The sequence below is a fragment of the Mesobacillus sp. genome, from assembly GCF_049588175.1.
Classification (GTDB): Bacteria; Bacillota; Bacilli; order Bacillales; family Cytobacillaceae; genus Mesobacillus.
The window spans coordinates 1-1,542 of the sequence record NZ_JBAVFI010000450.1 but is presented as its reverse complement, the minus strand read 5'-3'; the positions used below and the strand labels follow the sequence as shown (position 1 = coordinate 1,542).

The 1,542-nt window shown below is 36.8% G+C and carries 2 protein-coding genes; one reads left to right on the top strand and one right to left on the bottom strand.

Annotated features, from left to right (window positions below; all coding sequences use genetic code 11):
* A partial coding sequence (locus tag WB217_RS11005; RefSeq protein WP_423993273.1) for an acyltransferase family protein occupies positions 1–524 on the bottom strand: 524 nt, incomplete at its 3' end.
* A 331-nt stretch (positions 525–855) separates the two neighbouring features.
* On the opposite strand from WB217_RS11005, the gene WB217_RS11000 reads away from it, so the two are divergent.
* Positions 856–1,542, top strand: a 687-nt coding sequence (locus WB217_RS11000) for a 2-oxoacid:acceptor oxidoreductase family protein (protein WP_423993272.1), incomplete at its 3' end; no start/stop codon positions are given.

The window sequence follows — 1,542 nt, the reverse complement described above, 5'->3', positions numbered from 1 at the left end:
TCCTTCGTCAGGTGGTATCCAAGCAGGAACAATGGAAAGAACACGAATGTTCTTGAAAGGCTTAAATAGTTGGAAACCCAATCAAAATACCCTGCACCCAGCCCCAATCCAAATGCCAGCAAAAGTCCTTTTGCAGGGCTTAGCCTTGAGAAGCCTATAAGCATAATGTTCCAGCAAAATAAACTAATCAGGAACCAGAGAGACCAATGTGGATTCAAAGGATCTACTGTAAAAGTCGATTTGTTATAGAGAAAATAATAGAAAACCGAATAAATCAATTGAAAAATGATATATGGAAGTATCAATTTTCTGGCAATCTTTAAAACATACCCTTTTTTATTGAAGCCCCTTGCGAAAAATCCTGACACCAGGATGAAAGCAGGCATATGAAATGTGTAAATGACTTTATATATATTGTAAATCATTTCATTGTCTTCAATAAAAGAGCGCAGAAGATGGCCAAATACCACGAAAAAAATCAAGATGAATTTAGCATTATCAAAGTAGTAATCTCGTTGCTTCATAAATCCTCCCTTATCTGAGAGACCCCCAAAATTCACTATAACCCTTTTACCCTTTTAACCCCATATAAAAACTATGTAAATAGTTGAAATTTAAGGGGATTATTCCTTTTGTCGGAAATCGAGTCTTCTGTACTAATACAAAAGTATTTCTGTTATACATATGAAACCGTAATAAAATACGGAAAAAAGATGTGATTTCTGGGTGTGTTCTAATAAAAATATCGAAATGTTTGATATATGTCACAGCTTTAAATTGAATTAGTCTTTAAAATTATAGATGGGGAATGTTGATATTCACTTACCTTGAACAACCAAAATGGGGAGGGAGATTATGTCTATCTTACCGAAAAAGAATGATTTGGGATTTTATGAGATAAGACTTGAATCAATTGGAGGTCTCGGCGCAAACCTTGCCGGGAAGATGCTGGCAGAGGCAGGAGTACTGGGACTTGGATTGAATGGTTCCAACTTTTCTTCATATGGTTCAGAGAAAAAGGGATCGCCAGTTAAAAGTTTTGTTCGTTTTTGTGAACCAGAAACTGAAATCAGGGTTCATAGTCCAATAGAAGAACCAAATGTAGTTGGTGTCTTCCATGAAGCACTTTATAAAATGGTTGATGTAGTAAGCGGATTGCGCCCGGATGGCATCATGCTTGTGAATTCGACCAGAGATTTTGATGATATAAAAAAAGATCTTCACCTTGAATATGGAACATTAGCAATTGTAGATGCACTAACCATTGCAGTAGAAGAAAAAACGAAAGTTAATACTGCGATGCTTGGAGCTTTGTATCGAATTATCGATTTCCTAGATCCGGAAGCGATGAAAAATGTAATCCGTAAGACGTTCGAGAAGAAATACCCTCATTTCGTCGAACCGAATATCAGGACGTTTGAAAGAGGCTACAATGAAGTGCAATTCAAGACGTATGAAATGGACGAAGGAGCACATGGAAAGGCATTCAAACGAATTTTGCCAATGCTTGGTTATGGAACACAGGAAATTGGTGGTGTAATC